This is a genomic window from Actinomadura sp. NPDC049753, from assembly GCF_040674655.1.
GTDB classification, from domain to species: domain Bacteria; phylum Actinomycetota; class Actinomycetes; order Streptosporangiales; family Streptosporangiaceae; genus Spirillospora; species Spirillospora verrucosospora.
Map to the genome: position 1 here is coordinate 1 of NZ_JBFARL010000124.1, position 24,809 is coordinate 24,809.

General features: G+C 71.4%; 27 protein-coding genes, 1 tRNA gene and 1 pseudogene. 9 read left to right on the forward strand and 20 right to left on the reverse strand.

Annotated elements, in window-relative coordinates:
• The 3 genes from AB0K37_RS27040 to AB0K37_RS27050 form a co-directional block, all read right to left on the reverse strand.
• On the reverse strand, positions 1-967 hold a 967-nt coding region (locus AB0K37_RS27040), incomplete at its 3' end, for a Stp1/IreP family PP2C-type Ser/Thr phosphatase (RefSeq protein ID WP_363985734.1).
• Positions 964-1,461, reverse strand: a complete 498-nt coding sequence (locus AB0K37_RS27045) for an FHA domain-containing protein (RefSeq protein ID WP_360355122.1) — start codon at positions 1,459-1,461, stop codon at positions 964-966. The genes AB0K37_RS27045 and AB0K37_RS27040, both read right to left, overlap by 4 nt.
• Before the next feature lie 11 nt (positions 1,462-1,472).
• A complete protein-coding gene (locus AB0K37_RS27050; RefSeq protein ID WP_067627928.1) occupies positions 1,473-2,228 on the reverse strand; it encodes a DUF3662 and FHA domain-containing protein in 756 nt (251 codons plus the stop codon).
• 128 nt (positions 2,229-2,356) lie between these two features.
• Here AB0K37_RS27050 and AB0K37_RS27055 point away from each other — a divergent pair.
• Positions 2,357-2,439 (forward strand) — tRNA-Leu (locus tag AB0K37_RS27055).
• 966 nt (positions 2,440-3,405) lie between these two features.
• On the opposite strand, the gene AB0K37_RS27060 is transcribed toward AB0K37_RS27055, so the two are convergent.
• Complete coding sequence (locus AB0K37_RS27060) at positions 3,406-4,320, reverse strand: hypothetical protein (RefSeq protein ID WP_363985737.1); 915 nt, start codon at positions 4,318-4,320, stop codon at positions 3,406-3,408.
• Positions 4,321-5,034: 714 nt separating this feature from the next.
• Positions 5,035-5,631: a TetR/AcrR family transcriptional regulator gene (locus tag AB0K37_RS27065; RefSeq protein ID WP_363985739.1), complete on the reverse strand. Its 597-nt coding sequence runs from the start codon at positions 5,629-5,631 to the stop codon at positions 5,035-5,037.
• Positions 5,632-5,653: 22 nt separating this feature from the next.
• Between AB0K37_RS27065 and AB0K37_RS27070 the strand changes: the two genes are divergently transcribed.
• Positions 5,654-6,187: a nitroreductase/quinone reductase family protein gene (locus AB0K37_RS27070; protein WP_363985741.1), complete on the forward strand. Its 534-nt coding sequence runs from the start codon at positions 5,654-5,656 to the stop codon at positions 6,185-6,187.
• A 587-nt stretch (positions 6,188-6,774) separates the two neighbouring features.
• On the opposite strand, the gene AB0K37_RS27075 is transcribed toward AB0K37_RS27070, so the two are convergent.
• The 4 genes and pseudogenes from AB0K37_RS27075 to AB0K37_RS27090 form a co-directional block, all read right to left on the reverse strand.
• Entirely contained in the window at positions 6,775-7,680 is a 906-nt protein-coding gene (locus tag AB0K37_RS27075) for an NADP-dependent oxidoreductase (RefSeq protein WP_363985743.1), read from the reverse strand.
• A gap of 259 nt (positions 7,681-7,939) precedes the next feature.
• Positions 7,940-8,116: pseudogene (locus AB0K37_RS27080) on the reverse strand (GntR family transcriptional regulator); the annotation flags it as partial.
• Between the two features lie 12 nt (positions 8,117-8,128).
• Entirely contained in the window at positions 8,129-9,073 is a 945-nt protein-coding gene (locus tag AB0K37_RS27085; RefSeq protein ID WP_363985745.1) for an alpha/beta hydrolase, read from the reverse strand.
• Positions 9,074-9,084: 11 nt separating this feature from the next.
• On the reverse strand, positions 9,085-9,426 hold the full coding sequence (locus AB0K37_RS27090; protein ID WP_363985747.1) for a hypothetical protein: 342 nt from the start codon (positions 9,424-9,426) through the stop codon (positions 9,085-9,087).
• Positions 9,427-9,735: 309 nt separating this feature from the next.
• Between AB0K37_RS27090 and AB0K37_RS27095 the strand changes: the two genes are divergently transcribed.
• Positions 9,736-10,131, forward strand: coding sequence for a helix-turn-helix domain-containing protein (locus AB0K37_RS27095; protein ID WP_363985749.1), 396 nt, complete (start codon positions 9,736-9,738; stop codon positions 10,129-10,131).
• A gap of 57 nt (positions 10,132-10,188) precedes the next feature.
• On the opposite strand, the gene AB0K37_RS27100 is transcribed toward AB0K37_RS27095, so the two are convergent.
• Entirely contained in the window at positions 10,189-10,929 is a 741-nt protein-coding gene (locus AB0K37_RS27100) for an SDR family oxidoreductase (RefSeq protein WP_363985751.1), read from the reverse strand.
• Between the two features lie 97 nt (positions 10,930-11,026).
• Here AB0K37_RS27100 and AB0K37_RS27105 point away from each other — a divergent pair, with 97 nt between their 5' ends.
• Together AB0K37_RS27105 and AB0K37_RS27110 are read left to right on the forward strand one after the other, a co-directional pair.
• Positions 11,027-11,410: a MerR family transcriptional regulator gene (locus AB0K37_RS27105; RefSeq protein ID WP_363985753.1), complete on the forward strand. Its 384-nt coding sequence runs from the start codon at positions 11,027-11,029 to the stop codon at positions 11,408-11,410.
• 515 nt (positions 11,411-11,925) lie between these two features.
• Entirely contained in the window at positions 11,926-12,450 is a 525-nt protein-coding gene (locus AB0K37_RS27110; RefSeq protein ID WP_363985755.1) for an SRPBCC domain-containing protein, read from the forward strand.
• A 123-nt stretch (positions 12,451-12,573) separates the two neighbouring features.
• On the opposite strand, the gene AB0K37_RS27115 is transcribed toward AB0K37_RS27110, so the two are convergent.
• From AB0K37_RS27115 to AB0K37_RS27140, 6 genes are all read right to left on the reverse strand, one after another.
• Positions 12,574-13,248, reverse strand: a complete 675-nt coding sequence (locus tag AB0K37_RS27115; RefSeq protein ID WP_363985757.1) for a response regulator transcription factor — start codon at positions 13,246-13,248, stop codon at positions 12,574-12,576.
• Positions 13,249-13,349: 101 nt separating this feature from the next.
• Entirely contained in the window at positions 13,350-13,844 is a 495-nt protein-coding gene (locus AB0K37_RS27120) for a S26 family signal peptidase (RefSeq protein WP_363985759.1), read from the reverse strand.
• Positions 13,841-15,676 carry an ABC transporter ATP-binding protein gene (locus AB0K37_RS27125; RefSeq protein ID WP_363985761.1) on the reverse strand — a complete coding sequence of 612 codons (1,836 nt, stop codon included), beginning with the start codon at positions 15,674-15,676 and terminating at the stop codon, positions 13,841-13,843. The genes AB0K37_RS27120 and AB0K37_RS27125 overlap by 4 nt, the downstream gene beginning before the upstream one ends.
• A gap of 31 nt (positions 15,677-15,707) precedes the next feature.
• Positions 15,708-16,211: a TlpA disulfide reductase family protein gene (locus AB0K37_RS27130; RefSeq protein ID WP_363985763.1), complete on the reverse strand. Its 504-nt coding sequence runs from the start codon at positions 16,209-16,211 to the stop codon at positions 15,708-15,710.
• Entirely contained in the window at positions 16,211-16,717 is a 507-nt protein-coding gene (locus AB0K37_RS27135) for a MauE/DoxX family redox-associated membrane protein (RefSeq protein WP_363985765.1), read from the reverse strand. The genes AB0K37_RS27130 and AB0K37_RS27135 overlap by 1 nt, the downstream gene beginning before the upstream one ends.
• 62 nt (positions 16,718-16,779) lie before the next feature.
• On the reverse strand, positions 16,780-16,938 hold the full coding sequence (locus AB0K37_RS27140) for a hypothetical protein (RefSeq protein WP_363985767.1): 159 nt from the start codon (positions 16,936-16,938) through the stop codon (positions 16,780-16,782).
• A 340-nt stretch (positions 16,939-17,278) separates the two neighbouring features.
• On the opposite strand from AB0K37_RS27140, the gene AB0K37_RS27145 reads away from it, so the two are divergent.
• Complete coding sequence (locus AB0K37_RS27145) at positions 17,279-19,063, forward strand: alpha/beta hydrolase (RefSeq protein WP_363985769.1); 1,785 nt, start codon at positions 17,279-17,281, stop codon at positions 19,061-19,063.
• A 58-nt stretch (positions 19,064-19,121) separates the two neighbouring features.
• Here AB0K37_RS27145 and AB0K37_RS27150 read toward each other — a convergent pair whose 3' ends face one another.
• Together AB0K37_RS27150 and AB0K37_RS27155 are read right to left on the reverse strand one after the other, a co-directional pair.
• On the reverse strand, positions 19,122-20,183 hold the full coding sequence (locus AB0K37_RS27150; protein WP_363985771.1) for a hypothetical protein: 1,062 nt from the start codon (positions 20,181-20,183) through the stop codon (positions 19,122-19,124).
• Positions 20,180-21,100 carry a hypothetical protein gene (locus AB0K37_RS27155; protein WP_363985773.1) on the reverse strand — a complete coding sequence of 307 codons (921 nt, stop codon included), beginning with the start codon at positions 21,098-21,100 and terminating at the stop codon, positions 20,180-20,182. The genes AB0K37_RS27150 and AB0K37_RS27155 overlap by 4 nt, the downstream gene beginning before the upstream one ends.
• A 214-nt stretch (positions 21,101-21,314) precedes the next feature.
• On the opposite strand from AB0K37_RS27155, the gene AB0K37_RS27160 reads away from it, so the two are divergent.
• A complete protein-coding gene (locus tag AB0K37_RS27160; protein WP_363985775.1) occupies positions 21,315-21,764 on the forward strand; it encodes a hypothetical protein in 450 nt (149 codons plus the stop codon).
• Between the two features lie 85 nt (positions 21,765-21,849).
• On the opposite strand, the gene AB0K37_RS27165 is transcribed toward AB0K37_RS27160, so the two are convergent.
• Complete coding sequence (locus tag AB0K37_RS27165) at positions 21,850-22,722, reverse strand: hypothetical protein (protein ID WP_363985777.1); 873 nt, start codon at positions 22,720-22,722, stop codon at positions 21,850-21,852.
• A complete protein-coding gene (locus tag AB0K37_RS27170) occupies positions 22,719-23,108 on the reverse strand; it encodes a carboxymuconolactone decarboxylase family protein (RefSeq protein WP_363985779.1) in 390 nt (129 codons plus the stop codon). The genes AB0K37_RS27165 and AB0K37_RS27170 overlap by 4 nt, the downstream gene beginning before the upstream one ends.
• Before the next feature lie 71 nt (positions 23,109-23,179).
• Here AB0K37_RS27170 and AB0K37_RS27175 point away from each other — a divergent pair, with 71 nt between their 5' ends.
• Both AB0K37_RS27175 and AB0K37_RS27180 read left to right on the forward strand, forming a co-directional pair.
• A complete protein-coding gene (locus tag AB0K37_RS27175; protein WP_363985781.1) occupies positions 23,180-23,752 on the forward strand; it encodes a CGNR zinc finger domain-containing protein in 573 nt (190 codons plus the stop codon).
• Positions 23,753-23,862: 110 nt separating this feature from the next.
• Entirely contained in the window at positions 23,863-24,669 is an 807-nt protein-coding gene (locus AB0K37_RS27180; protein ID WP_363985783.1) for an SDR family oxidoreductase, read from the forward strand.
• Positions 24,670-24,809 lie beyond the last annotated feature (140 nt).

Below are 24,809 nucleotides of genomic sequence, written 5' to 3' on the forward strand. Positions count from 1 at the left end.
GGCGCTGGACGTGGCTGGTCGTCGTGGCGGGCGTGGTCGTGGTGGGCGTCGTGGCCTGCGGCGGCGGCATCTCGTCCACCGCCACCGGCGGCTGCGGCCGGGTCTCGCGCAGCTGCGCCGCCCGCCCCGCCGGGGTGTCGGCGACGGTCGTGTTCGGCCCCGTCCCCCCGCCCGGCGGCTCCGGCGGCGCCGCGTTGGCCGCCGCGCCCACCGCGTGGCCGGGCCCGCCCGTCGGCGGCTGGCGCTCCAGGTCCACCACGTCGGCGACGACGCAGGTGATGTTGTCGGGGCCGCCGCCCCGGTTCGCCAGGTCGATCAGCTGCCGGACGGCCTGCTCGGGGTCGTCCACGTCCGTGAGCACCTGGAAGATCGTCTCCGCCGTGACGACGCCCGACAGGCCGTCCGAGCACAGCAGGTACCGGTCGCCGACCTTCGCCTCGCGCAGCGACAGGTCGGGATCGACCTCGCCGCGGCCGTCCAGCGCCCGCAGCAGCAGCGAGCGCTGCGGGTGCGAGGCCGCCTCGTCCGGGCTGATCCGCCCCTCGTCGACCAGGGACTGCACCAGCGTGTGGTCGTGCGTGATCTGGAACAGGCTGCCGTCGCGCAGCAGGTAGGCGCGCGAGTCCCCGATGTGCACCAGCGCGACCTGGTTGCCCGCCCACAGCATCGCCGTCAGCGTCGTCCCCATGCCCTGCAGGGCGGGATCGGACTCCACGATGCGGTGCAGGTTGTCGTTCGCCGTCTTGACCGTGTGCTCCAGCGCGGCCAGCAGCTCGGTCGCCGGGAGGTCCTTGTCGAGCGCCCGCAGCGCCTCGATGGCCGCGGCGCTCGCGATCTCGCCGCCGACGTGCCCGCCCATCCCGTCGGCCACCGCGAGCAGGTGCGCGCCCGCGTACGCCGAGTCCTCGTTGCCCTCGCGCAGCATGCCGACGTCGGAGCGCGCGGCGTAGCGGATTCCCAGAGTCATTTGCGCAGCTCGATCACGGTCTTGCCGATACGGACCGGAACGCCCGGGGGAACCGGCATCGGCCGGCTCACCTTCGTGCGTCCGAGATACGTCCCATTGGTCGAGCCGAGATCTTCCACGATCCACTGACCGTCCTGCGCGAAAAGTCGGGCATGCCGGCTCGAAGCGTAGTCGTCGGTCACGACGAGCGTGGCGTCATTGGCCCGGCCGATGGTGATGGGCACCCCCGTGAGGTCGATGACGGTGCCGGCCCGCTCGCCCTGGACGACCACGAGCTTGGACGGGGCGCCGTGCTGGGCGCTGTGCTGCGGCCGCGGCGGCTTCGGCTGCCTGGCCGCCCGGGGTTGACGGGGCTGGGACGCGCGCGTGGCCGCCTTCGACGCGGCCTTGGAACCGAACAGGTCGGCCCTGATCACGCCGACGGCCGCGATGACGAACAGCCACAGCACCGCGAGGAACGCCAGCTTGATCAGCGTGAGGGTGAATGGGGACATCGGAGTCGGGGTTACTCCCTATCGCGGCGGAACACAAGAGTGGTGCGGCCCATCGTGACCCGGGAGCCGTCGACCAGCGTGACCCGCCGGATCGGCTGCCCGTTCACGAACGAGCCGTTGGTCGACCCTAGATCCACGAGAGCGATTTCGGGACCTTCTACGCGGATCTCGGCATGGTGCCGTGACACGCCGGGGTCGACGAGGCGCAGGTCGCAGTCGGTGCCGCGACCCAGCAGGGTCACGGGAGTGTTGATCTCGTAGGTGCGCTGAGTCGTGTCCGATCCCTCCACCGCCGTGGTCACCAGAAGCCGCGGATGCCCCCCGAACACCCCGCCCCGGCCGCCCTGCGGCACGTCGCTCACCGGCCGGCGGATCTCCCCGCCCTCGACCGTCGAGCCCCGGATCACCCCCGACCTGATGCGGAACATGCCCGTGGCGAGATCTCCCGCGTTCTCGAACCGCACGCGCACCGGGCCCACGAAGGAGTACCCCTGCTCCTTCGCGTACTCGCGCGCGAGATTCGCCAGCTCCTGGCTCAGGCTGTCGGCGTACACCTGGAGCCGCTGCCCGTCCTGCTGAGAGATCTCCACGACGAAGTCGTTCGGCACGAGCGTGCGGCCCTGTGCCACGATCGCCGCCCGATCGTCCATCTCGCGCTGCACAGCACTGGCCACCTCGACCGGCTGCAGCTCGGACTTGAAGGCACGGGCGAAGGCCCCTTCGACCATGCCCTCAAGCCGTCGCTCGAAGCGCTGAATGACGCCCACGGGCACCTCCCTTCCCCACTGGTAGACGATCGTATCGGTGCGAAGGTTCGCTCGACGTATCTGGATACCTAACCACCCCCGACCCCGTGCTAGCCTTTTCAGGCACCCGGAAACGGGACGGCACCCACGGGCGGGTGGCGGAACGGCAGACGCGCACGGTTCAGGTCCGTGTGTCCGAAAGGATGTGAGGGTTCAAATCCCTCCTCGCCCACGCAGGGGTAGTGACGCAAGTCCTTCCCTAACAGTGACGGAAAGAGCCCCCCAGCGACAAGCTGGGGGGCTCTTCCGCTTCCCGGAGGCCCCACCTGGCCCCACGAGGGCCGCGACCACTCGATCCCGGGAGCATCTGGAGCCCATGGACCCGCGTCGAGCACCTTCAAGGCATGCCTGTAGAAGTGCTGGTCATGTGGCCGGTGGTACTGGTGATGTCGCCGAACGATGCCGGTCAGGCAGCGTCGTCGAGCCTTCGGGATGGGGCGAACTCGCTGAGCGATGTAGCCATCGCGTCAAGCCACAACCACCGCTGACCGGCGGGGAACGTCCCACCCCGGTCCCTCCTCCCGGTCCGCGGTCGGCCCTGTCCCGCGCGCGTACCCATTGCCGAGAACCTGGTGTCGGCGTCATCTGGGTCGATCCGGCCGGTGAAGGCGTCGCCGGCAGAGCGGTGGGACACATGATCCGTCCGTCCTGTCGCACCAGATGGCCCGGGCAGTCCATACCAAGGTCCACAAGCAGTCCGCGGCCTGGCCATCTTGCGCGCCTGACCCACCACGAGCCACCCGTCGACCTCGAGTGGTCGGGCCTGGACCGCTGCCGCTTCCACACCGACGGTCCCTGATCCCGCGCACCCACACTCACTGCAGACGATCAGGAGACCGACGTCCCTCCTGCTGATGAGGATCACGTGCCGATGGACCCACCGCTGCCGGCGATACCGCCCCAGGTCGGCGAGAACGTAGACGGCCACCAGCGCGCCGTACTGCAACATCTGGCCCGGACGGTGAAGCAGCGACACCCCATGGCGAAGCACCGCGGCCACCAGCGCGACCCGCGAACGGCGTCCGCCGTCGCCAGATGAGCGGTACGACCCTGCCCAGGTTGAACGCCACGCCGAGCGGTGTCATCGGATCGGCCGCAGCCGTGATCGCCTCCGTCGCGCGAGGGATCTCGCCTCCGGTCAGGTCAGCGGGGTGCCGGCCAGGACACGGCGCAGCACGCTCCAGGAGAGGTCGGAGTGGGTCTCGAACTTGTCCCGCTCCAGGTTGTCCTCGCGGATGTAGTCGAAGACGTTCCGGTCGCGGCTCTCACCGTCGTCGAGCAGGACGGTGGTTTCGTCCGGGTTGAGGTACACGTGGAAACTGGCGCCGAAGTCGTCGGTGGTGTTGATGAAACCGGGACCGGTGGGGCCTTCGCCGCCGTCCATGGGGCAGTAGACCCGGTGCACGGCGTAGTTCTCCTTGGTCAGCCAGGCGCACTGCCCTGGGGTGAGGGTGACCAGGCCGAGCTTGGTGGCGTTCCAGTCCAGGCTGTCGTAGAGCATGACGTCGAGCTGGCCGGCGAGGCAGAAGACGATGCCCGAGGTGTGGCCGTGGGAGTGGATTGGCGAGTAGTGCTGCGCCGGCCAGATCTCCAGCACCACCGGGGCGCCGATGTCGCCTTCGGTGTCTTCGAGGCGGTCCAGGTGCCCGTGTTCGGTCGCCAGGTGGTCGTAGTCTCCCCTGCCGGTGCAGGCGACGCGGATGTAGGGAGGGTGCGAACTGTCCTTGTCGAACTTCTTCAGCAGGATGCGGCGCAGGAGCCCCATGCTCTCGTCGGTCTCGGCGGGAGCCAGCTGCTTGCGCATCGCCTCCACCTCCCACGCCGCGAGCCGCAGGTCCGCGGCCTTCCGCGCCAGGTCCATCACCGCGGGCGGAATCATCAGCTGCCGGGTGTACTCGTCGAAGGAGGTCGCCTGCCCGATCACCGGCGACGGGACGGCCCGCGCGCCCTGCAGGCGCAGCCGCCGATCCTCGTCCTTGGCGATGTGGAAGGGGTAGCCTCCCTCGTCCGGGTCCGCGATGTCGGCGGGGGGCGTGGCATTGGTCATGCTCATGACGGCCTCCTGTCGCAGGGCACCTTGATCCGGTGGGACGGCTCGGGTGCCGCGCGGCGCCGCTCGGCGGGGGAGCTCTCTTGTGCACCGGCGGGTGCCTCAGCTGACCTGCGCCGCGAACCGGACGAAGCCGTCCCTACAGCGGATCACTTCCGCCTTATGAGCCTCGCAGCGTCCCAGGAGCCCGGACAATCACCACTCCAACCACCAGATCATCACTTTACGTAACCAAGCAGAAGCGGTTCGGAAAGGCCGGGTCGACCGTCGTTCCGGGGCGGCCTTCACCCTGACGGTGCGGAAGCGTTGGACGCGGCGTCACAGGTCGCGGACCTTCTCGCCGACGCCGGTCACGAACTCACGGCCATGGAGGTCCTGCGCCGCGCGGCGGCCGCGGGGTCGGTCGAGGCGGCCGCACGGATCGGGGAGATGCTCAACGACAGTGAGCCCGACCCCGACGCGATCGGCTATCTGCGGATCGCCGCTGCTACGAATTCGCTCTGCGGATCGTGGCCGAACGGCTGCTCCAGGACGAGGGCATGGACGGCGCCGTCGCGTGGCTCCGCATATCGAACCCGGGGCGCTCCAGTGCCACGACGCCCGAACAGGCCAAGGCGCACCGGCGTGCATCGACCACCCGCAGGTGGGCGACCTTGAACAGGCTCCGTCCATCGTCACCCGGTGCAACAACGCTCGACGCTCCAGGACCCATGTCGGCTATGCGACCTGATCACCGGCCGCCCAGCGGAGGGTGGCGGCGAGGGTGTCCTGCATGTATTCGATCAGCTCCTGTTCGGTGGCCGTGTCGGGAGTGCGGAGCCACTCGGCCACGGTCGCCTCCAAACCACCGATCCAGCCGCGCAGCGCGACGCGTGCGCGCGCCTGGGACAGGTCCAGGCCCATGCCGGCGGCTATCAGCTCAATAGTTGCCTGACGCGCTCGCTCGACCAATTCACGGACATCGGCGAAGCGCGACGTGGCGTTGATGAGCGACGTGAACCCCCGCGGATGCTCGGCCGCCCACCCGATGTATCCGGCCAGGCCCGCGGTGAGTCGCTCCTGAGCGGGAAGGTCGGCATCCGGCGCCACGCATTCGAGGAACCCGTCGAGCAGGTGCTCGACGATTGCCAGGTAGAAGCCCTTCTTGTTGCCGAAGTGCTGGAAGACGACCCCGTGCGAGACACCGATCGCCTTGGTGACCTGATCGAGCTGGACGTCGTCGTAGTCGCTGTCGGCGAAGTGCTCGAAGCCCGCCTCGATGAGCTGCCGGCGGCGTTCGAGCGCGCGGGGGGTGTCCAGGGGTCGCTTCGCCATGACTCTCAAACTATCAAGAACTATGTTGACGTCATGTCAACATCATGGTTACGGTGACCGTGTGACGAGAGCAGCTGAGATTCACTCGCGGATCACCCCCCGCCTCGCCCACGGCCGGGGCTCCGTCCTGGCTCGCCGAGCACACGCCTGGGTGCTGCGGCGGTTCAAGGGACGCGTCGCGGGAACCCTCTTCGGCGCGCCGCTACTGGTCGTCCGCACGACCGGTCGCAAGAGCGGACGCGTTCGGGATGCGACGCTGGCTTACGTCCAGTACGGCGAAGGCTATGCCGTGGTCGCCAGCAACGCGGGCTCCGATCGTTCCCCGGCCTGGTGGCTCAACCTCCAGACCGACCCCGCCTGCCAGGTCCTCATCCAGGGACACCGGCAGCCCATGGCCGCCCGCGAGGCCACGACGGAAGAAACCGATCATCTATGGCCCAAGCTCATCGCGATCTATCCCGGCTTTGAGCACTACCTGCGCATCGCCCGCCGCGAGATGCCGATCGTCCTGCTGGAACCGGCGGACCGCGTTGCTGGACAAGGTGGTGATCGCTGATCCGGGCACCCTGCGTCACCTGACCGTCGACACTCCCGTGGCACTGAAACACCGGACTGCTTGCCAGCGGAACGATGCCACCGCCCCTGCCCATTGGCCCGCAGCGGCGAGAATGGAAGATGATCTTTCTTGGCGTGGAATCCAGACGGGCGAGGCCACGCGCCGCTGCTGGTCAGGGAGTTTCGTCAGCACCCCACGCAGGGGTAGTGACGCAAGTCCTTCCCTAACAGTGACGGAAGAGCCCCCCAGCGACAAGCTGGGGGGCTCTTCCGCTTCCCGGAGAGCCTCACCTGGGCCCCATGAGGGCCGCGACCACCCGGTCCCGGGAGCATCTGAAGCCCCATGGACCCGCGTCGAGCACCTTCAGGGCATGCCTGTAGAGGTGCTGGTCATGTGGCCGGTGGTACTGGTGATGTCGCCGAACGGTGCCGGTCAGGGCCCAATCCGTTGCGGCCACGCTGGATCTCCTCCCATGCGGAGGCGCCGAGGCCCAGATCAACTCGCCGTGCAGGCCGGCGAGCTCGTATCTCGCCCTAACTACCGTGCACACCCCTGCATGCCGTCGGCCACCCACATGTACTCGAACTCTAGAACAGCAGCGCGATCTTTCCGGTGAGCCCGCGGGTGTCAAGGCGTTCGTACGCCTTGCCTATGTCGGCGATGGGGAAGGTCGAATCGAGGCGGAGCCGTAGATCTCCTGTTTCGACCAGGTTGACCAGCCCGGCCAAGCCGTCCCCGTCCTCCTTGACCTGATGCAGCGTCGTGGTGACGCCGCGGTGGCTCAGGTCCGGGGGGTCGCCGTGCTCGCTGGCGATCGTGGCGTATCGGCCGCCGTCGGCGACCGTTTCACCGACCGACGCTCCGCAAGTGTCGAACACCGCGTCGTAGTACCGCTCGTCGAGGTTTGCGAGGTCCGTCACGGCTTTCCGGGCGCCCAGTCCGGTGACGACCTCAGACTGCGCAGGGCGGGAGACCAGCGCGTCGACCGTGACGCCGCGCGATCGCGCGATCTGTACGGCGAGCCCGCCCACGGCGCCCGCGGCTCCGGTGATCAGCAGTCGCTGACCGCTGGCAACGCCGAGCCAGTCGAGCGTCTGTACGGCGGTGAGGCCGGGCAGGGGCAAAGTGGCCGCCTCGGCCAGACTCACGTTCGAGGGTGCGGGTGTGAGGCTGTGGGCAGGCAAGGAGACCAGGTCGGCCCACGTTCCGCGTCCGTCCGCGAGCTGGGCCGACATCCCGATCACGCGTTCGCCGACACTCAGGCCGCTGCTGCCGGGACTGACGATGACGCCTGCCAGGTCCCAGCCGAGGGTCATCGGCAGGGCGGGCAGCCCACCCCGGATCGCGCCGCTGCGGGTCTTGGCGTCCACCGGGTTGAGACTACTGGCCACGACCCGGACGAGGACCTCTTTCAGGTCCGCATCCGGCGCGGGGAGTTCCCGGACGGCCACCACCTCTGGCCCGCCGAACCTGTCGATGCGAAGTGCGCGCAAGACGTCGTCCCTCCATGCTGGTGTAATCGTTGAAGATGAGCGGCGGCGCGCAAGGCGCGCCTTCGTTCAGTTGTCGGCGTCGCTGACCACGTCCATCCGGACGTGGGCCGTGTGGGTGATGTGGGCCCGCAGCCTCTCCGCCCCTACGTCGGCGTCGCGGGTCAGGGCCACCTCCCTGAAAGGCCAGGCACTCGATGTCGCAGCGCACGGCGGTGAGGTCCTGGAGGTCTTGACTCGAGAGTGGCGCCACCCGGAAACTCCGCCTCGGCGACTTCACGACGAGCTTCTCCGCGCTGAGCTTCGCCAGTGCCTCGCGTAGGACGCTGACGCTGGTCCCGTAGCGCTCGGAGAGCGTCGCGAACTTGAGCCGGTCACCGGGCCGCAGGCGGCCGGCGAGGATGTCGACTCGCAGCCGACCGCCGTCACCAACGTCCATCGCGGGATACAGCTAGGGGCGAACGAGTGGTGTGCGGGCCCCGAAGAACCGCATCAGGTGATCGATGACCGCCTCGGGCCGTTCTTCGGGAAGGTAATGGCCGCTGTCGGCTACCGCGACGACCTCGACGTCGGTGCCCTTGCCCGGTAGCACCGCCTCCAGAAGCCGGTGGCCGCCCTCGCCGCCGCCCACCCCGAGCAGCGGCGCGGTCACGGGGGCATAGGTCTTCTCGTCGACGATGTCCTGGGCGAACGCCCGGTACCAGGCTCCGGCGGCCCGGATCGCGTCCTCGGTGGCGTAGGCGCGGGCGTAGACCTCCCGGTCGTGGTCGCTGATGGTGGCGGGGTCGGCGGCCAGATAATCGATCATCCAGTCGACCAGCAGGCGGGAGCGGCCGGCGAGCAGGCGCCCGGGCAGGTCGGGGACCTGGTTGAACGCGAACCACCACAGGAACCGCCCGGGCCCCGCGTGGATGTCGCCGTCCACCTGCTGGCGTCCGGGCACGGGCAGGAGCGGGTAGTCGTAGAACCGCTCGTCCGGGTGGGCGATGTCCAGCAGCGCGATCCGCCGGGTGCTCGCCGGGTGGTTGGCCGCGAAGGCGTAGGCGACCATGCCGCCGATGTCGTGCCCGGCGATGTCCACCCTGTCGTGGCCGAGGCGGCGCATCAGCGCGTGGACGTCGCCGGCCATGGTCTTCTTGTCGTATCCGCCCGCCGGAGCGCCGGAGCCGCCCATGCCCCGGAGATCGACGGCGATCACCCGGCGGTGCTCGGCGAGCGCGGGCATGATCTTGTGGAACTCCCACCAGGTTTGCGGCCACCCGCCCAGCAGCACCAGCGGATCGCCCTGACCTCCCTCCACGTAGTGCAGGCGGACGCCGCCGACCTCCGCGTGGCGGCTGACGAACCCGCCCTCCAGCGAACGCGCCAGTTCGGCGTCGGACGTCGAGCTCGGCATGTGTGCTCCTTTCAGGCGGCGCGCAGGGGCGCGAGGGCCCCGCTCCATTCGATGACCTCGGTGAGCATCTGGTGGAGGGTCGCGGTGTGGCGGTCGGTGGGGACGAAGGTGGTGAAGGACTCGAAATCGTTGATCAGGGAGAGGTTGAGCTGGGTGCGGACAGTCGCGATCTGCAGGCCTGCGGCGATGAGGCGCAGGTGCTCGACGGCGCGGGCGAGGAAGGCGACCTGCTCGGTCCAGACCAGGTCGGTCGATCCGGCCTCGCCGTCCAACTGGACCGTCACGAGGGAAGTCCAGCGCAGCAGGTCGTTGACAGTGGATTCGTAGACGTAGACGATGCGGCGGTCCGGCACGATGTCGAGGTAGCGCGACCGGTAGTCGAGATGCTCCGGCGGCGCGTCGAGGACGGCGAAGGCGGCGAAGACTCGGCCGGAGACGCGTCTAGGCGCTGGGAGATCGTGAAGGTGTCGTGCCGGATGTCGCCTTCTCCGGCCGGCTGCCCCCGGGTGCTGTCCTGGTCGCTCATCCCGCGTCCTCCGTTCGCTGGCCGCCGCAGCGGGCCTCCGCGCTTACGATCGGTAGGAATCGCGTGTCGGCAGGTATTAATCCCCCTCGCCAGTACGCACTTTGAAGTAAGCAACGCACGCGAAAGGCCGAATCGCATGGACGTCGCGCTCCGCGCCGAACTGACGGCGCGGGGGATCGCTCCCGACTGCGTCGAGACCATCGGACTCGTCCGGGACATCCTGGCCCGCGTCGGCGACAAGTGGACCGTCCTGATCGTCACGGAGCTGGCGTCCGGCCCGATGCGCTACACCGCCCTGCACGAGAAGATCAGCGGCATCTCCCAGCGGATGCTCAGCCACACCCTGCGCGCCCTGCACCGCGACGGCCTGATCACCCGGACCGCCTACCCCGAGGTCCCGCCGCGAGTCGAGTACGAACTCACCGCGCTCGGCCGCTCGCTCGCGCAGGCCGTCGACCACCTCGTCCTCTGGGTACGGACCCACCAGCCCGCCATCGCCGCCAACCGCGAAGCCTTCGACACAGCCGGCTGACGTGCGAGCACGCTCCGGCCCCGCCCGCTCGCGGGCGGACGGGGGACCGGAGAATCGTCAGATGGTGTATCCGCCGTCCACGGCCAGGGCGGTGCCGGTGACGTAGCGGCCGCCAGGCCCCGCCAGGTAGGCCACCGCGGCGGCGATGTCCTCGGCCTCCCCGTACCGGCCCAGCGCGGTGAGGGAGCGCTGGAAGTCGGCGGTCTCGCCGCCGGCAGGGTTCATGTCGGTGTCGATCGGACCTGGGTCCACGACGGTGACGGTGATCCCGCGCGGCCCGAGCTCCCGGGCGAGTCCCTTCGTCAACCCGGCGAGCGCGGACTTGGCCGTCGCCTGCAGGACGAAGTTCGCGCCGGGAACGCGCCCGTTGAAGCACGACCCGATGCTGATGATCCGCCCGCCTTCGCCCATGTGGCGCGCGGCCGCCTGGGCGGACAGGAGCACCGACCGGACGTCCACGGCGAGCACCCGGTCCACTTCCGCCGCGGTCACCTCCGCCAGCGGGCCGTAGGCAAGGAATCCCGCGTTGTTCACCAGGATGTCGATCCGGCCCAGTTCCCCTATGGTCCGCTCCACCGCCTGCGCCGCGGCGTCAGGTCTGGTCAGGTCGGCCTGGAGGACCACGGCCCTGCCGCCGTCCGCCTCGATCCCCTCGGCCACCTCCCGCGCCCGGTCCGCCGCCTGGACGTAGGTCAACGCGACCGCCGCGCCCGCGCCCGCCAGCCGCCGCGCCACCGCCGCGCCGATTCCGCGGCTGCCTCCGGTCACCAGCGCCACCTTGCCCGTCAGATCACTCACGAGGTCCCCCTCTCCATGGACGATCCGTTCGTCACGATGGCAAGGTAGAAGCTCACACCAGTGTCAGATTCAAGTCGTCTTCCAGGCGAGGTGCGAAATGCGGATCGGTGAGCTGGCGCGGCTCAGCGGTGTGAGCGAGCGTTCCCTGCGCTACTACGAGGACCAAGGACTGCTCCACGCCGAGCGCACCCCCGGCGGCCACCGGGACTACGGCGCGTGGGCGGTCGACCGCGTCGTCCGCATCCAGACGCTCTACGCCGCAGGCTTGAACAGCAAGAAGATCGCCCAGCTCCTGCCGTGCCTGAGAGACGGCGACGGCCGGCCGAGCGAGACCGCCACCCCCAAGCTCGTCGGAGAGCTCGCCGCGGAACGCGACCGCATCAACCGCCTGATCACCGACCTCCTGCGCTCACGCGACGTCCTCGACGAAGTCATCGACGCGGCCTCCGCGACCCCGGCCACCGCCCGCCCTTCCCTGTGACGCGGTAGCCGGTTTCCAGGCTTCCGATGAGGTCCTGACCGCGATCATCCACCGCGTCCGCGCAAGCAAGGCCGGCGCGAAACACCAACCGACGAGTGACCACCCTCGCTACAGAGACATAGCCGACGACTCTGTGGGCCTTCAACATCCGCGAGCAGACGGTCATGGGCACGCTACAGGCCCGGCCTTGGAACATCGGTACAGCGGCCCTCCGTGAGACGTTGTTCAGTTCGGCGGTGCGCAGGAAGTCGGCGAACTTGCCCGGTATATCGAGGGTGGCCGGCAGTTCCGGGGCCGGGGTGCCCCGGTGGCCGGCCGCCGCGGTGTGGTCGGGCATGAGGTCGGCGTTGGCCGTGCGGACGGCGCCGCGGCTGACGCCGTGGTCGCGGGCCAGTGCGGCGATGGGTCGAACCGGGCGACGAGCCTTCGGGGGCGGAGCGAGCGGCCTTGCGTGGCTAACGTCATTAGCCTTATGGTTATGGCTAACAGCGTTAGCCGGAGAGGGAGGGGTCGTTATGGCAGTCCGTATCGTCCGCATCGTGGGGATCGTGGTCGTCGCACTCGCCGTCGTCATCGGGAGCCTGTACGGCTGGACCCGGAGCCACCCGCACAAGCTCCGCGCCGAGATCGAGATCAACGCCTCCGCCGCCCAGGTCTGGCAGGTGCTCACCGACTTCCAGGCCTATCCCGAGTGGAACCCGTTCATCCTCAGCGCCGTCGGCGAGCCGAAGAAGGGCGCGAAGCTGGTCAACAAGCTGTCCGGCGACGACGGCGGGGAGGGGATGACCTTCAAGCCGACCGTCCTGGTCGCCGACCCCGGGCACGAACTGCGCTGGATCGGCCGGTTCGGTGTCCCGGGCGTGGTCGACGGCGAGCACTACTTCCTCATCCAGGAGACGGGCCCTGGACGCGTCAAGCTGACCCAGGGGGAGAACTTCACCGGCTTCCTGGTGCCCTTCGCCGGGAGCGCGATCGACGTCCAGGACGACTTCGCCGCCATGAACGCCGCGCTCAAGAAGCGCGTCGAGGCTGCGCACTGAACGAAGATCTCACCGTGAGCGGCCGGCCAGCCGTACGCCGCGCAGGCACTGTTCTCGACTGGACGGACGCTACCCGCCGGGCTCCGACCTCGACCGGACTTGGGCGGAGGCCGCCCACGCGGGTCAGACCGTCGGGGCGGCGGTGTCGATCCGGTAGCCGACGCCGGGCACCGTGGCGATGAGCCATGGTTCGCCGAGTCGCTTGCGCAGGGCGGAGACGGTGATGCGGACGGCGTTGGTGAACGGGTCGGCGTTGGCGTCCCAGGCCCGTTCCAGGAGCTCTTCGGCGCTGACGACGCCGCCTCCGGCGGCGACGAGGACTTCGAGCACGGCGAACTGCTTGCGGGTGAGCGCGACGTAGCGTCCGTCGCGGAAGACCTCCCGGCGGAAGGGGTCCAGCCGCAGGCCCGCGATCTCGTGGACTGGGGGGCGGGCGTGCGCGCGCCTGCGGTCCAGCGCGCGCAGCCGCATGACGAGCTCTCGGAGCTCGAACGGTTTGGTGAGGTAGTCGTCGGCGCCGAGCTCGAACCCCGAGGCCTTGTCGTCGATGCGGTCGGCGGCGGTGAGCATGAGGATCGGGATGCCGCTGCCGGAGGCGACGATCCGCCGGGCGACCTCGTCGCCGGAGGGGCCGGGGATGTCGCGGTCCAGGACCGCGAGGTCGTAGGAGTTGACGCCGAGCAGCTCCAGGGCGGAGTCGCCGTCGGCGGCGATGTCGGCGGCGATCGCCTCCAGCCGCAGGCCGTCGCGGACGGCTTCGGCCAGGTAGGGCTCGTCCTCCACGATCAGCACGCGCATACCCGAAGACTAGGCGGCACGGCATATCGCCGACATATGCAACGCAGCGCGCCGGGCGGGGGCGTCCGCTCAGGGGCCGGGGAGTGTGGAAGGCCGCGCGGTCAGGCCGTGGGGAGTCTGCGGACGGCCACGCCGATGAACTGGTCGGCGCGGACGAATCCGTAGTCGCGGGAATCCCAGCTGGTGGCCGCGTTGTCGCCCAGCACGACGAGGGCGCCCGGCGGGACGGTCTCCTCCCGCGCCTCCCGCAGGGACGGCACCCGGTCCACCGGGACCGGATCGCCGGCCACGGCGATCGCCCGCTTGACGAGCAGGAGCCCGTCCGGGTGGTCCCGCACGACCGGAACCTCCTCGTCCGGGGCGGGGCCCGGATCGTCCGGGGGCGGCGCGTCCAGCGTCGGCGGCCGGATCCGCACCACCACGATCTGGCCCGCGCGCACCCGCCGGGTCCGGCGGACGAGGATCCGGTCGCCGGAATGGAGCGCAGGCTCCATGCTGGGTCCGTCGACCGTCGTGACCAGGTACCGCAGGCGCACCCAGACGGTGAGGGCGCCGACCGCCAGGAGCACGCCCGCCGCGGCGGCGAGCCACGTCATGCGAGGTCCTCGGAGGGCTGCGGGGTCTCCTGGTATCCGGCCGCCTGCAGCCTGAAGAGGCGGGCGTAGCGTCCGTCCGCCGCCATCAGCGTCTCGTGCGTGCCGAGCTCGGCCACGCGCCCGCCTTCGAGGACCGCGATGAGGCCGGCGTCCCGGACGGCGCTGAGCCGGTGCGAGATCAGCAGGCTGGTCCGCCCGGCCCGGTGGAGCCGCATCTGGGCGTGGACCTCGTGCTCGGCCTCGGGATCGAGCCCGGAGCTGGGCTCGTCCAGGATCATCAGGTCCCGGCCGTCGCGGACGAAGGCGCGGGCCAGCGCGAGGCGCTGCCACTGGCCGCCGGACGGCACCACCCCGGTGTCGGCGTCCTCCTTGTCGGCCTCCGAGAAGAACATCCGGGTCAGCAGGGTGTCGTAGCCGTGGGGCAGCCCGGCGAGCTTGTCGTGGACGCCCGCGCGGACGGCCGCCGCCTGGACCGCGTCCGGCCGGTCGAGCGCCCGGAGGTCGCCGACCGCGATGTTCTCCCTCGCGGTCATGTCGTAGTTCATGTGGTCCTGGAACACCGCGCTGATGCGCTCGCGCAGCGCGTGCGGCGGGATGTCGCGCAGGTCGACGCCGTCCCACAGGATCCGCCCGCGGGTCGGGTCGTACATGCGGCAGAGCAGCTTGACCAGCGTGCTCTTGCCCGCGCCGTTCAGGCCGACCAGCGCGACGGCCCGGCCGTGCGGGATCGTCAGGTCGACGCCGCACAGGACCCACGGATGGTCGTCGCTGTAGCGGAACCACACGTCCTGGAACTCGATGCCCCGCCGCAGCGCCGGGGCGTCGCCCGTGGCGGCGCTCGGCAGGTCCGGCTCCGCGCGGGTCACCGCGACGTAGTGCGTGAACACGAGCAGGCGGCCGTGGGCGGTGGCGATCGAGGACGTCAGCAGGTTCAGGGCGGTCTGCACGCCGGCGACCGCGGCGACGAACATCGTGACGTCCCCGGCGCTGAGCGTCCCGTGCCGCGCCGCCGCGATCGCCCACCACAGGCCGCCGCCCGCCACCGCGCCGCTCAGCGCGGTCAGGCCGCCCTGGACGGCCAGCTCGCGCCGGCTCATCCGCTGTTCGGCCCGGTTGCCGCGCTCGCGTTCGGACATCATCCGGGCGCGCAGGAAGGCGCCGATGCCGAACAACCGGATCTCGGTGGCCGCCTCCACGTCCGTCAGCAGGCCGCTGTAGAAGTACTCGCGGCGGTGGGTCTGCTCGGTCGCCCACTGCATGGCCGCCCGGCTCCGCGACAGCAGGAGCTCGGCGACCAGCGCCGGGACGGCGGACAGCAGCACCAGCCCCGTCATCGGCGGGCTGATCACCAGCAGCGAGACGAGGAAGCCGGCGAGGGACAGCGCGCCGCGCGCGGTGCCGCAGACGGCGTCGACCAGGTACCCCGCGGTGGCGGACGCCTCCTGCGCCAGGCGCAGCCGGTCGAGGAAGACGGGGTCCTCGAACCGCCGCAGCCCGACCTGGCGTTCGGTCGCGGCGAACAGCCGGTCGGTCGCCAGGACTCCGGCGGCCCGGCCTGCCTGGTCGCGCAGGTACGTGCCGATCCCGGGCAGGGCGGCGGCGGCCAGCCCGGCGGCCACCAGGGCGGCGGCCGGGCCCGCGACCGGGTCCTCCGTCATCGCCAGACGGTCGACCACCGTCTTCATCAGCCAGGCGGTCGCGATCGGCGTGGCGGCCTCGGCCAGGGTGATCAGCAGGTAGCCGGACACGCCGCCGGGCGCCGACCGCCAGATGAGGGCGGCCGCCTCGGTCCCGGCGGCGGCCAGCCCGCGGACGTGGGCGCGCCCTCTCATGCGTCCGGCCTCCGGCCCGCGTCCGGTGCCCTCACGCCGGGGCTTCGATGGGCAGGTCCTCCAGGCGCCCGCCCGCGGCCACCACCCGCTGCCCGCCGTCGACGAGGTAGATCGCCGGCGTCCAGGTGTTCTGGAAGGCGCCGCTCACGGCGCCGTCGGGCTCCTCGACGACGAGGCGGACGGCCGGCGACAGGACCGCGACCAGCTCGGGGTCGTCACCGGACACCACCGCGAGCCGGGGCAGGCCCGTCGCGAGCCCCGCGAAGCGCGGAGCCAGCTCGTGGCAGGGCGCGCAGCCCGCGGAGAAGAAGGCGACCAGCCCGACGAGGTCCGCCCGCGAGACCGGCTCGCCCTCGGTGGTCGTCGCGGTGAAGTCGCCGACCTGCGACCCGGGCTTGAGCGCCATCGGCGGGCCCGCGTGCCCCGGCTCCGCGCCGTCGTGCCCGCGCAGCCTGCGGATCAGGGCGAGTGTGAGGACGAGGTTGAAGGCGGACAGCAGCCCGACGAGGACGACGGCGGCGGTGAGATAGGGCATCAGGGGTTCCTCGCGAACAGCTCGACGATGTCGTCGAGGGAGACGATCAGCACCGCCCCGGCCAGCCCGGCCGCGGCGGCCACCGCGACTCCGCCCGCGGGCGGCAGGCCCCCGGGGGACAGGGCGCCGAGGACGGCGCAGACGAGCAGCGCTCCGTTGCGGACGAGATGGCGCGGGCCGAGCGGAACGCTGGACGGGCCGAAGCAGCGGCAGGCGGTGCGGCGTCCACGCCGGACCGCGGCCGCGACGGCCGCGGTGAAGGCGGCCAGCAGCACGGCGGCGAGACCGAAGCCGAAGGGGGCGGTGACCGGCGCGATCAGCAGCGGCGGCACCAGCGCCTCAAGCGCGGTGGTGGCGATCGCCAGGAGCCGGGCGCGGCCGGGCCGCGTGGGCACCAGCGCGGGGACGGACCTCGCGAAGCCGTCGAAGTCGCGGAGTTTGGAGACGGCCGACACGGCGAAGACCAGCCCGATCAAGCAGGCGCAGCCGATCCGCACGAGTTCCATCCGCACTCCTCAGGAGCACCCGCGGGCGGCGTCGCCCCGCCGCCCGCGGGGGAGTTCCACGGTCAGCCGCAGGCGCCGATCGCGTAGTGGCGGCACTGGCCGTCGCAGCAGACCTTCTTGTAGTAGATGGACTGCGAGCAGTAGTAGTACGTCTTGCAGGCGGCGGACGCGGTGGCCTTGGGGGCCACGCGCGCCAGCAGGCGGTCGACGAGACGGCTCATGCTTGTCTCCTCTCCCCGGCCGTTGCGGCCGTGGGCGGTGATCATAATTCGGACCAACCGGATTACAGCACACCGAGGCCCGCGATTCCGCCAAAAAGATCATTTCTCCCGCTGGCGTGTTCGGCCTGGCCAGGCGCAGGGCCCGGCCGGGCCCGCCGGGGTTCCGCCGCGCCGTGCGGTCCGCCCTCGGGGATGAGCGTCAATCGGTCTTCGGGGTGATCTTCCGAAGCGGAGACCGGGTCCGGCGGTGGATCACGGGGACGAGTGGCGCATTCGAGAATCAGTGGACCAATCCGTGCAACTGCGCGGGAGAGGCATCGATCCCCACGAAGGGAACCTCATGCGTCTCGGACACAGGATTCTCGCGGCGGGCGTAGCCGGCGCGGTGCTCGTGCCGGCCTTAGCGGCCACCGCCCTGGCCGCCCCGGGCGACACGACGAGCCCGGCCGAGAAGGCGCGCGTCGACCGCGTGCCAACCCCGAAGCTCGCCTGGTACAAGTGCTACGACTACGCGGAGTGCGCGACCGTCCGGCTGCCCTTGGACTACGACGATCCCAAGGGCGCGACGACCGAGATCGCCCTCCTGAGGGTGAAGGCGCGCAACGCCAAGAAGCGGATCGGGAGCCTCTTCGTCAACCCGGGCGGGCCCGGCGGCCAGGGCACCGCGATCGCGTACCAGGCGCCCTACTTCCTCGGCGCGGACGTCCTCGACCGCTTCGACATCGTCGGCTTCGACCCCCGCGGCATCGGCTTCAGCTCCAACGTCGCCTGCTTCAGGTCCACCAGGGACCAGACGCTCGCACTGGCGGGGATGGGCGTGGCGTTCCCGGTCGGCGCGAAGCAGGAGGCGGCCTACGTCAAGTCGGCGAAGGCGGTCGGCAAGGGCTGCTCGACGACCGGCAAGAAGCTGGCCGGGGCGATGTCGTCGGCCGAGGCGGCGCGCGACATGGACGTCCTGCGCCGCGCGGTCGGCGACAAGAAGCTGTCCTACCTTGGCTTCAGCTACGGCACGGCGCTCGGCCAGTACTACGCGAACATGTTCCCCGACCGGCTGCGCGCCGTGGTCGTGGACGGTGTCATCAACCCCGTCTCCTGGGTCGGCACCCCCAGGACCGCGAACCGGATACTGGACGACCGGCTGCGGTCCGCCGACGGCGCCTACAAGGCGCTGCGGGAGATCCTCGTCCGCTGCGGCAAGGCGGGCAAGGCGAAGTGCCAGTTCGCGCAGTACGGAGATCCCGTCAAGAACTTCGACGTCCTCGCCAAGCGGCTGAGGGCGAAGCCCGCCGACGTCGAAGGCGAGAAGGTCACCTACGCCGACTTCGTCGGCGGAACCCTCGGCTGGCTGTACGACCCGGGCGGCTACGAGGTCATCGACGCCATGGTCACCGACCTGTGGAAGGCGACCTCGCCCGCTTCGTCGGCGGCGCAGGCCGCCAAGGCGCGCAAGGCCCTCGCCGCCCGCATCGCGGAGCGCCGGGCCGAGGTCGAGCGGCAGAAGGAGGCGGCGGAGAAGGTCTCGGCCAAGGACTTCCCCTACGACAACGGCCTTGAGGCGTTCAGCGGTGTCACCTGCACCGACGGCCTGCACCCGAAGAAGGCGGGGAACTGGCCGGCGCTGACGGCGGCGTCCGACAAGCGGGCGCCCTACTTCGGGCGCGCGTGGGGCTGGAGCAGCGTCCAGTGCGCCCGTGACGCCTGGAAGGTCCGCGACGAGGACGCCTACACGGGTCCCTTCAACCGGCGGACGAACGCCCCCGTCCTGTTCGTGGGCAACTACTACGACCCGGCCACGAACTACAACGACGCCGTCTCGTCCAGCAAGCTGCTGCCCAACAGCCGCCTGCTGTCCAGCAACAGCTGGGGACACACCGCCTACGGCACTTCGGAGTGCGTGACGAAGGCGGTCGACGGCTACCTCGTCGGCGGGAAGCTGCCGCCCGCGGGCAAGGTGTGCGTCGGCGACACCCAGCCGTTCGCCGGCGACTCCCGGCCGGCACTCCAGACCAGGGGCCCGGCGGACGCGAGCGCGATGGCGCCCCAGGCGGCCGCGGCCGGGAACGGCACGAAACTCCCTCCGGTGGCCACGCGGGTCCCCACGTCCATCCTCCTCGGAACCCGCTGACCTGTACGCCCGTGCCGGGCGGGCCGCGCGGCGGCCCGCCCGGTGCGCGGCCCGCCGATCAGCTGACGCGCAGCGAACGGATCAACGTGTTGACGTCCGGCCAGAGCCGCTTGTGGGACGCGGGCACGTCCAGCCACACGAACGAGGGCCGCGGCCGCCCGGTGTCGACCACCACGACGGCGGACAGGTCCATCGTCGACCTGACGCCCTCCTTCCGGAAGTGCATCTCGCGGACGATCACCCAGCCCTTCCGGCCGCTCACGTTCAGGGGCTGGGACGCGACGTCGCGTCCGGTCGTCGTGTCGGTGAAGGTCGTGTGCTGGCGGTCGTCCTGGACGGCCGAGGCCAGGGCCCGGAGCTTGTCAGGGCCTTTGTACGCCTGCGTGAGTTCGCTGCTCACCTTTCCCGAGGCGAACACGGCCTGCCACGAGGGATCGGTGTCGAAGGCCTGCCGGCGGCCATACCCGGTCACCTCCGGGTCCGTCCGGCGGCTCGGGCCCCAGGCACCGCCCAACGAGGCGTACGACAGACGTGCGTCGCCGTCCTCGACCCGTCCGAGGACCGGTGACCCGGGCCCCTTGTAGCGCGGGACCCGCACGACCTTGGTCAGCCGCACCTCGCCTTTGGGGAGCTTCGGCGCGGTCATCGCGGGAATCTTCGCGCCCGGCACCGGCTCGTCGTCGCCCGCGATTCCGGAGCATGACGCGATCGCGTATCTCCCCGACGCCGACGCCTGCTTCACGACCACACCGTTCGCGACGATCGTGCACATCATGTGCCCCGCGCCGTTCTGGTAACGGTTCTGGACGCTCAGCGCAAGCGACTCCCCCTTCTGGAACCGGTACTGCGCCTTGAACGGCAGCGCGAGCCCCTCATGGTCCTCGGAACCGGTCGGGGCGTCGTACTTGACGTCCGCCGTCGGACGATCCCCCGTGACGATGTAGGTGATCGCGACAGTGTCGTCGTCCTTCGCGGCCGCAGCGCGTTCCGGCTCGTCCCCCGGCGTGTGCGCGACCCACACGACCAGCGCCACCGCCTGGCCGGCGACCGCCGCGAACCCCAGGGGCCGCGGGAAGCGCCCGCCCAGCCGCCGCCCGCCCGCCGACAGCCCGGACCTCATGCCGGCTCCTTCTCGCTCGCGGCCAGAAGAAGGCCGGCCTGCCGCGCCTCCTCGACCGTCCTCCGCAGCTCGGTCAGCGGCGTCTTCTCCGCGAGATGGCCGATCTCGGCGACGGCCAGCTCGTCCTGGGCGGTCCTGGCGAGCAGCTCCTGCACGTCGGCCCTCAGGTCGTCCAACTCCTCCATCACCTGCCACTCGCGGTAGGCGGCGTCGGCGGCCGCCGTCCGCTCCGCGTACCCCTCAAGCGCGGCCACGCGCCGTCGAACCCCCTCGATGGACTGCTTCAGGGCCCGCTGCTGGGGTCGGAGCATCTCGTCCAGCCCGGCGTCGCCGTCCCGCAGGGACCGGATGCGTCGATTGATGCGCGTCACCTCCACGCAGGTACTGGCGATGGCCCATTCCTGACGCGGCAACTCCAGCGTGTTGGCGATGTCGTCCAGCAGGCCGGCGGCATCGACTGCCGACCCCAGCACGGCCGTGACCGCGTCCTGCGCCCGCCTGACGAGCGGCAGCGTCCGGCCGTCGAAGTCTTGCTCGGTGTAATAGCGGGTGTGGTGGTCGCGGCCCAGCCGCTGGGGCGGCCCCTCCCCGCACCGGACGAAGAGCGCCACGAGGAAGCCGATCTGGAGCACGGTCCCCGCCACCAGGAAGAGCCCGAGCCCACCAAACCACCAGGCCGCGACAAGCCCGCCTTGGACGGCGACCCCGACGGCGGCTCCGACCCGCCCGAACAGGAAGGGAAGCGCGAGAGCGGGCACGAAGCCGCACGCCGTTCCCGCGACGAAGGAGAGCCCGGCATCCGCCCAAGTTCGCCCGCCCAAGGGCGGCAGCGCCGGCGGCTTCTCGCTCAGCGGTGTCAGGACCTCGGGATGGGCGACGAGGATCTCCCGGTCGGCCTCCGGTAGTTCCGGATCCACAATGGGTCTCAGCGTCCCGCCCACATACCACCTGCCCAACTCGATCAGCGAGCACCGATTATGCAGGACGCCCGCTGCTCGGAGTCCAGCTCGGGGCGGCCGCAGCTGCCTGGCGGCCACCTCCCGCGCCGCCGCGCGCCGGCCGGGGCACCCGGAACCGGGCCTGAACGGGCGGTGCAGGTGGGAGTCGGCGGATGCCGGGTAGCGCCACCGCATGGACAGAATCACGCGCGGACTGGCCGCCGGGGCGGCCGGGACCACCGCCCTCAACATGGTGACCTATCTCGACATGGTGGTTCGGGGACGGCCGGCCAGCAGCACGCCCGAGCAGAGCGTGGAGAAGCTGGCCGACGTCGCCGGGGTCGCTCTGGGCGAGGGTGAGAAGGCCGAGAACCGCAAGGCCGGGCTCGGGCCGCTGCTCGGCTTCGGCACCGGACTCGGCGCCGGGCTGCTCTACGGCCTGCTCGCGGGGCGCGGACGCTTCCCGCGGCCGGTCGGGGCCGTCGTGCTGACCGGGCTGGCGATGGCCGGGTCGAGCGCCCCGATGACCGTCCTCGGCCTGACCGACCCTCGCGAGTGGTCGGCGTCGGACTGGGCGTCCGACGTCGTGCCCCACCTGGCGTACGGCGCGGTGGCCGCCCTCGTCTACGAGGCTCTGACCTAGCAGTCTCGGCCCACTTCCCTCGCCTGGCGGCTCGCTCCGTGACCACGCGTTCGCGCGCGTGGCCGAGGCCATGTCGAGACAGGTTCTAGGTCCAAGGGGCGGCGAACGCTCTGGCCGGGTTCGTGACGAAGATGGCCGTCGCCGCGTCGGCGCCCAGTTGCCGCTCGACGCGCGGGCGCAGCGCGCGGAGCGTGTGGGGGACGCCCAGTTCCGCGCGTGCGCTCGCCGTCGTGGTGTCGCCTCCGAGCAGGAGCCGGTCGGTGTGCCCGGCTTCGGCGAGCGCGGCGAGCGACTCGAACAGGTGCCAGTCGGTGGCGTGGTGGGCGCGGGACGGGCCGTCGAACGCCAGGTAGGCGCCCGATTCCGCGGCGCGGCGGTGGACCCACGGGTCGGGAGAGCGGTTGAGGTGGCCGAGGATCACCCGGTCCGGCGGCACGCCGAGGGCACCGCAGAGCAGGTCGAGGACGTCGAGGGCCGACGTCCCCTGCTCCAGGTGGACGCCGATGGGGGCGCCGGTCGTGTTCGACGCCTCGGCCGCCGCGGTCATGACGCGCCGGGCGCGGGCGTCCAGGCCGTGGAAGGCCGTGGCGACCTTGACCATGCCCGCCCGGCCGCGGGTCAGCTCGTCGACGAAGAGGTCGGCGGGCCGGACGCTCTCCAGCGGGTCGGCGCCGTAGTGGACGGCCTGGTGCAGGCCGGTGGCGGCGATGACGTGGACGCCCGTGGCGCGTGAGACGTCCGCGAGGTCGTCGATGCGGCGTCCCATCCCGTGGGGGGTCCACTGGGCGACCGCCCCGCCGCCGAGGCGGGCGAAGGCGCGGAGCTGGGCGGCGGCCGCGGCGGGGTCGTCGAGCTCCTCGCCCGGCAGCCGGGGCGAGCGGAGGAAGAGGTGGTCGTGGGCGTCGCAGACGCCGAGGTCGCCGGGGACGATGTCGCCGAGGACCGTCCTGATCCTCACAGTTCCGCCGCGGCCACGCGCAGGCCGGCGAGGGCCTTCGGGACGCCGATGTACGGCGCGAGGTGGACGAGCGCCTCGGCGATCTCCTCGCGGGTCATGCCGAGCCGCAGGCATGTCCGCACGTGCCCGGCGAGTTGCGGCTCCACGCCGCCCATCGCGGTGAGCGCGGCGAGGTTGAGCAGCTGCCGGTCGCGCAGGGAGAGGCCCTCGCGCTGGTAGGTGCCGCCGAACAGGCTCGTGACGATCCAGTCGGCGAAGCCCGGCGCGAGGTCTTCGAGGCCGGGCAGGGCGGCGTTCTGGGTGGCCTCGTCCTGAAGGACGTCCAGCAGCCGGTAGGCCTCGTCCCGGTCGAGGCGGGCGGGGGTCAGGTGCTCGGCGAGCGGCATGGGATCTCCTCCTCGGTAACGCTTGAGTCGTTACGGTAGCACGGTAACGGCTCTGGCGTTACTCTGAAGCCATGAAGGGTGATCCGCCGGCGTTCCGGCTCGACTGCGGTGCGACCTGGCTGAACCTGCTCGCCACGCGCGGCCGCGCCTTCGGCGCGCGGTCGGTCGAGCGCCTTCCCGATCCCGGCCGGTTCGCCGAGTGGCTGGACCTCTGCGAGCTCGCCCCCGTCCGGCCGCCCGACCGGCACGATCTGGACCGGGCCCTCCTCCTGCGCGAGCTGCTCCGTCCCATCGCCCTCGCGACCGTGGACGGGCGCCCGCCGGACGAGGACGACGTGCGGAGCCTCGCCGGCTACCTCGCGGAGGAGGACCCGGTCGAGCTCTCGGTCGACGGGCGGATCACCAGGTCCGCGCCCCCGACCGCGGGGGCGGCGCTGGGGCGCATCGCGCGGCAGGCCGTCGACCACCTGACCGGCCCCGGACGAAGCGATCTCAAGGTCTGCCCCGAGGACGACTGCCGCGGTGTCTTCGTCGACACGGCCGGCCGCCGCCGCTGGTGCCCGTCCCCTGCCTGCGCGAGCCGCGGCCGGGTGCGCGCCCTGCGCGCGCGCCGCGCGGCCGAGGCGAAGACCCGGAACGCCTAGTCCGGGGACGGCGAGCACGCGCTCCCCGGTGCAACCGGTGGGGCCGGGGTGGGGTTCAGAGGGCGAGGCGCGTCCGGGGATGGGCGCGCCCGCCTATGAGAGGGGAACCCATGGACCTGAGGCTGGCCGGGCGCGTCGCGATCGTCACCGGGGCGTCGAAGGGGATCGGGGCGGCCGTCACGCGGACCCTGCTGGACGAGGGCGCCCGCGTGGTCGCCGTGTCCCGCAAGCCCGGCGGGGAGCTGGACGCGCTCGCCGGGCCGAACCTGCTGCACGTGCCCGCCGACCTGATGGACGCCGACGCTCCGGCGCAGGTCGTGGCGCGGGCGGTCGAGGAGTTCGGCCGGCTCGACGTCCTGGTCAACAACGCGGGCGGCCCGCCGCCCGGCGCGACGCTGCCCCGGTTCGGTTTCCTGACCCCGTCGGACGACGACTGGCGCGAGATGTTCGAGTTCAACCTGTTCGCTGTGGTCCGCGCGGTGCGGGCGGCGATCCCGCACCTGCTGGAGAGCGACGCGGCGTCGATCGTGAACGTCTCGTCGGGGAACGGGCGGCGCCCCGGGCCGATGAACTACGACTACAACGCGGCGAAGGCGGCGCTGAACAACCTGACGAAGGGTCTGTCGGAGGAGTTCGCGCCGCAGGGCGTCCGGGTGAACTCGGTGTCGCCGGGCCCGGTCCGGACGCCGTGGTGGACCGACGAGGGCGGCGCCGCCGACGTCATCGCCGGGGCCATGGGCTCCGACCGCGACGCGGTGCTGGACGGCGGCGCGGCCGAGATGATGAGCCTCACGACCGGCCGTCTGGCCACGCCGCAGGAGGTCGCGGACGTGGTCGTGCTGCTGGCCTCGCCGCGGTCGGCGAGCACGACCGGGGCCGACTTCGCCGTCGACTCCGGCTTCCTCAAGGAGGTCTGAGCGCGGCCGGCCTCAGGCCGGAGGAACGCCGCCCCGGCCGGAGGGCCGCGGCCCCATGGTCGGCACGGAGGTCGTCCGGCTGCTGAACGAGCAGGCGGACGATCTGGCCGCGCGGGTGGGGGTCCCGCTGGAGCTGGCCG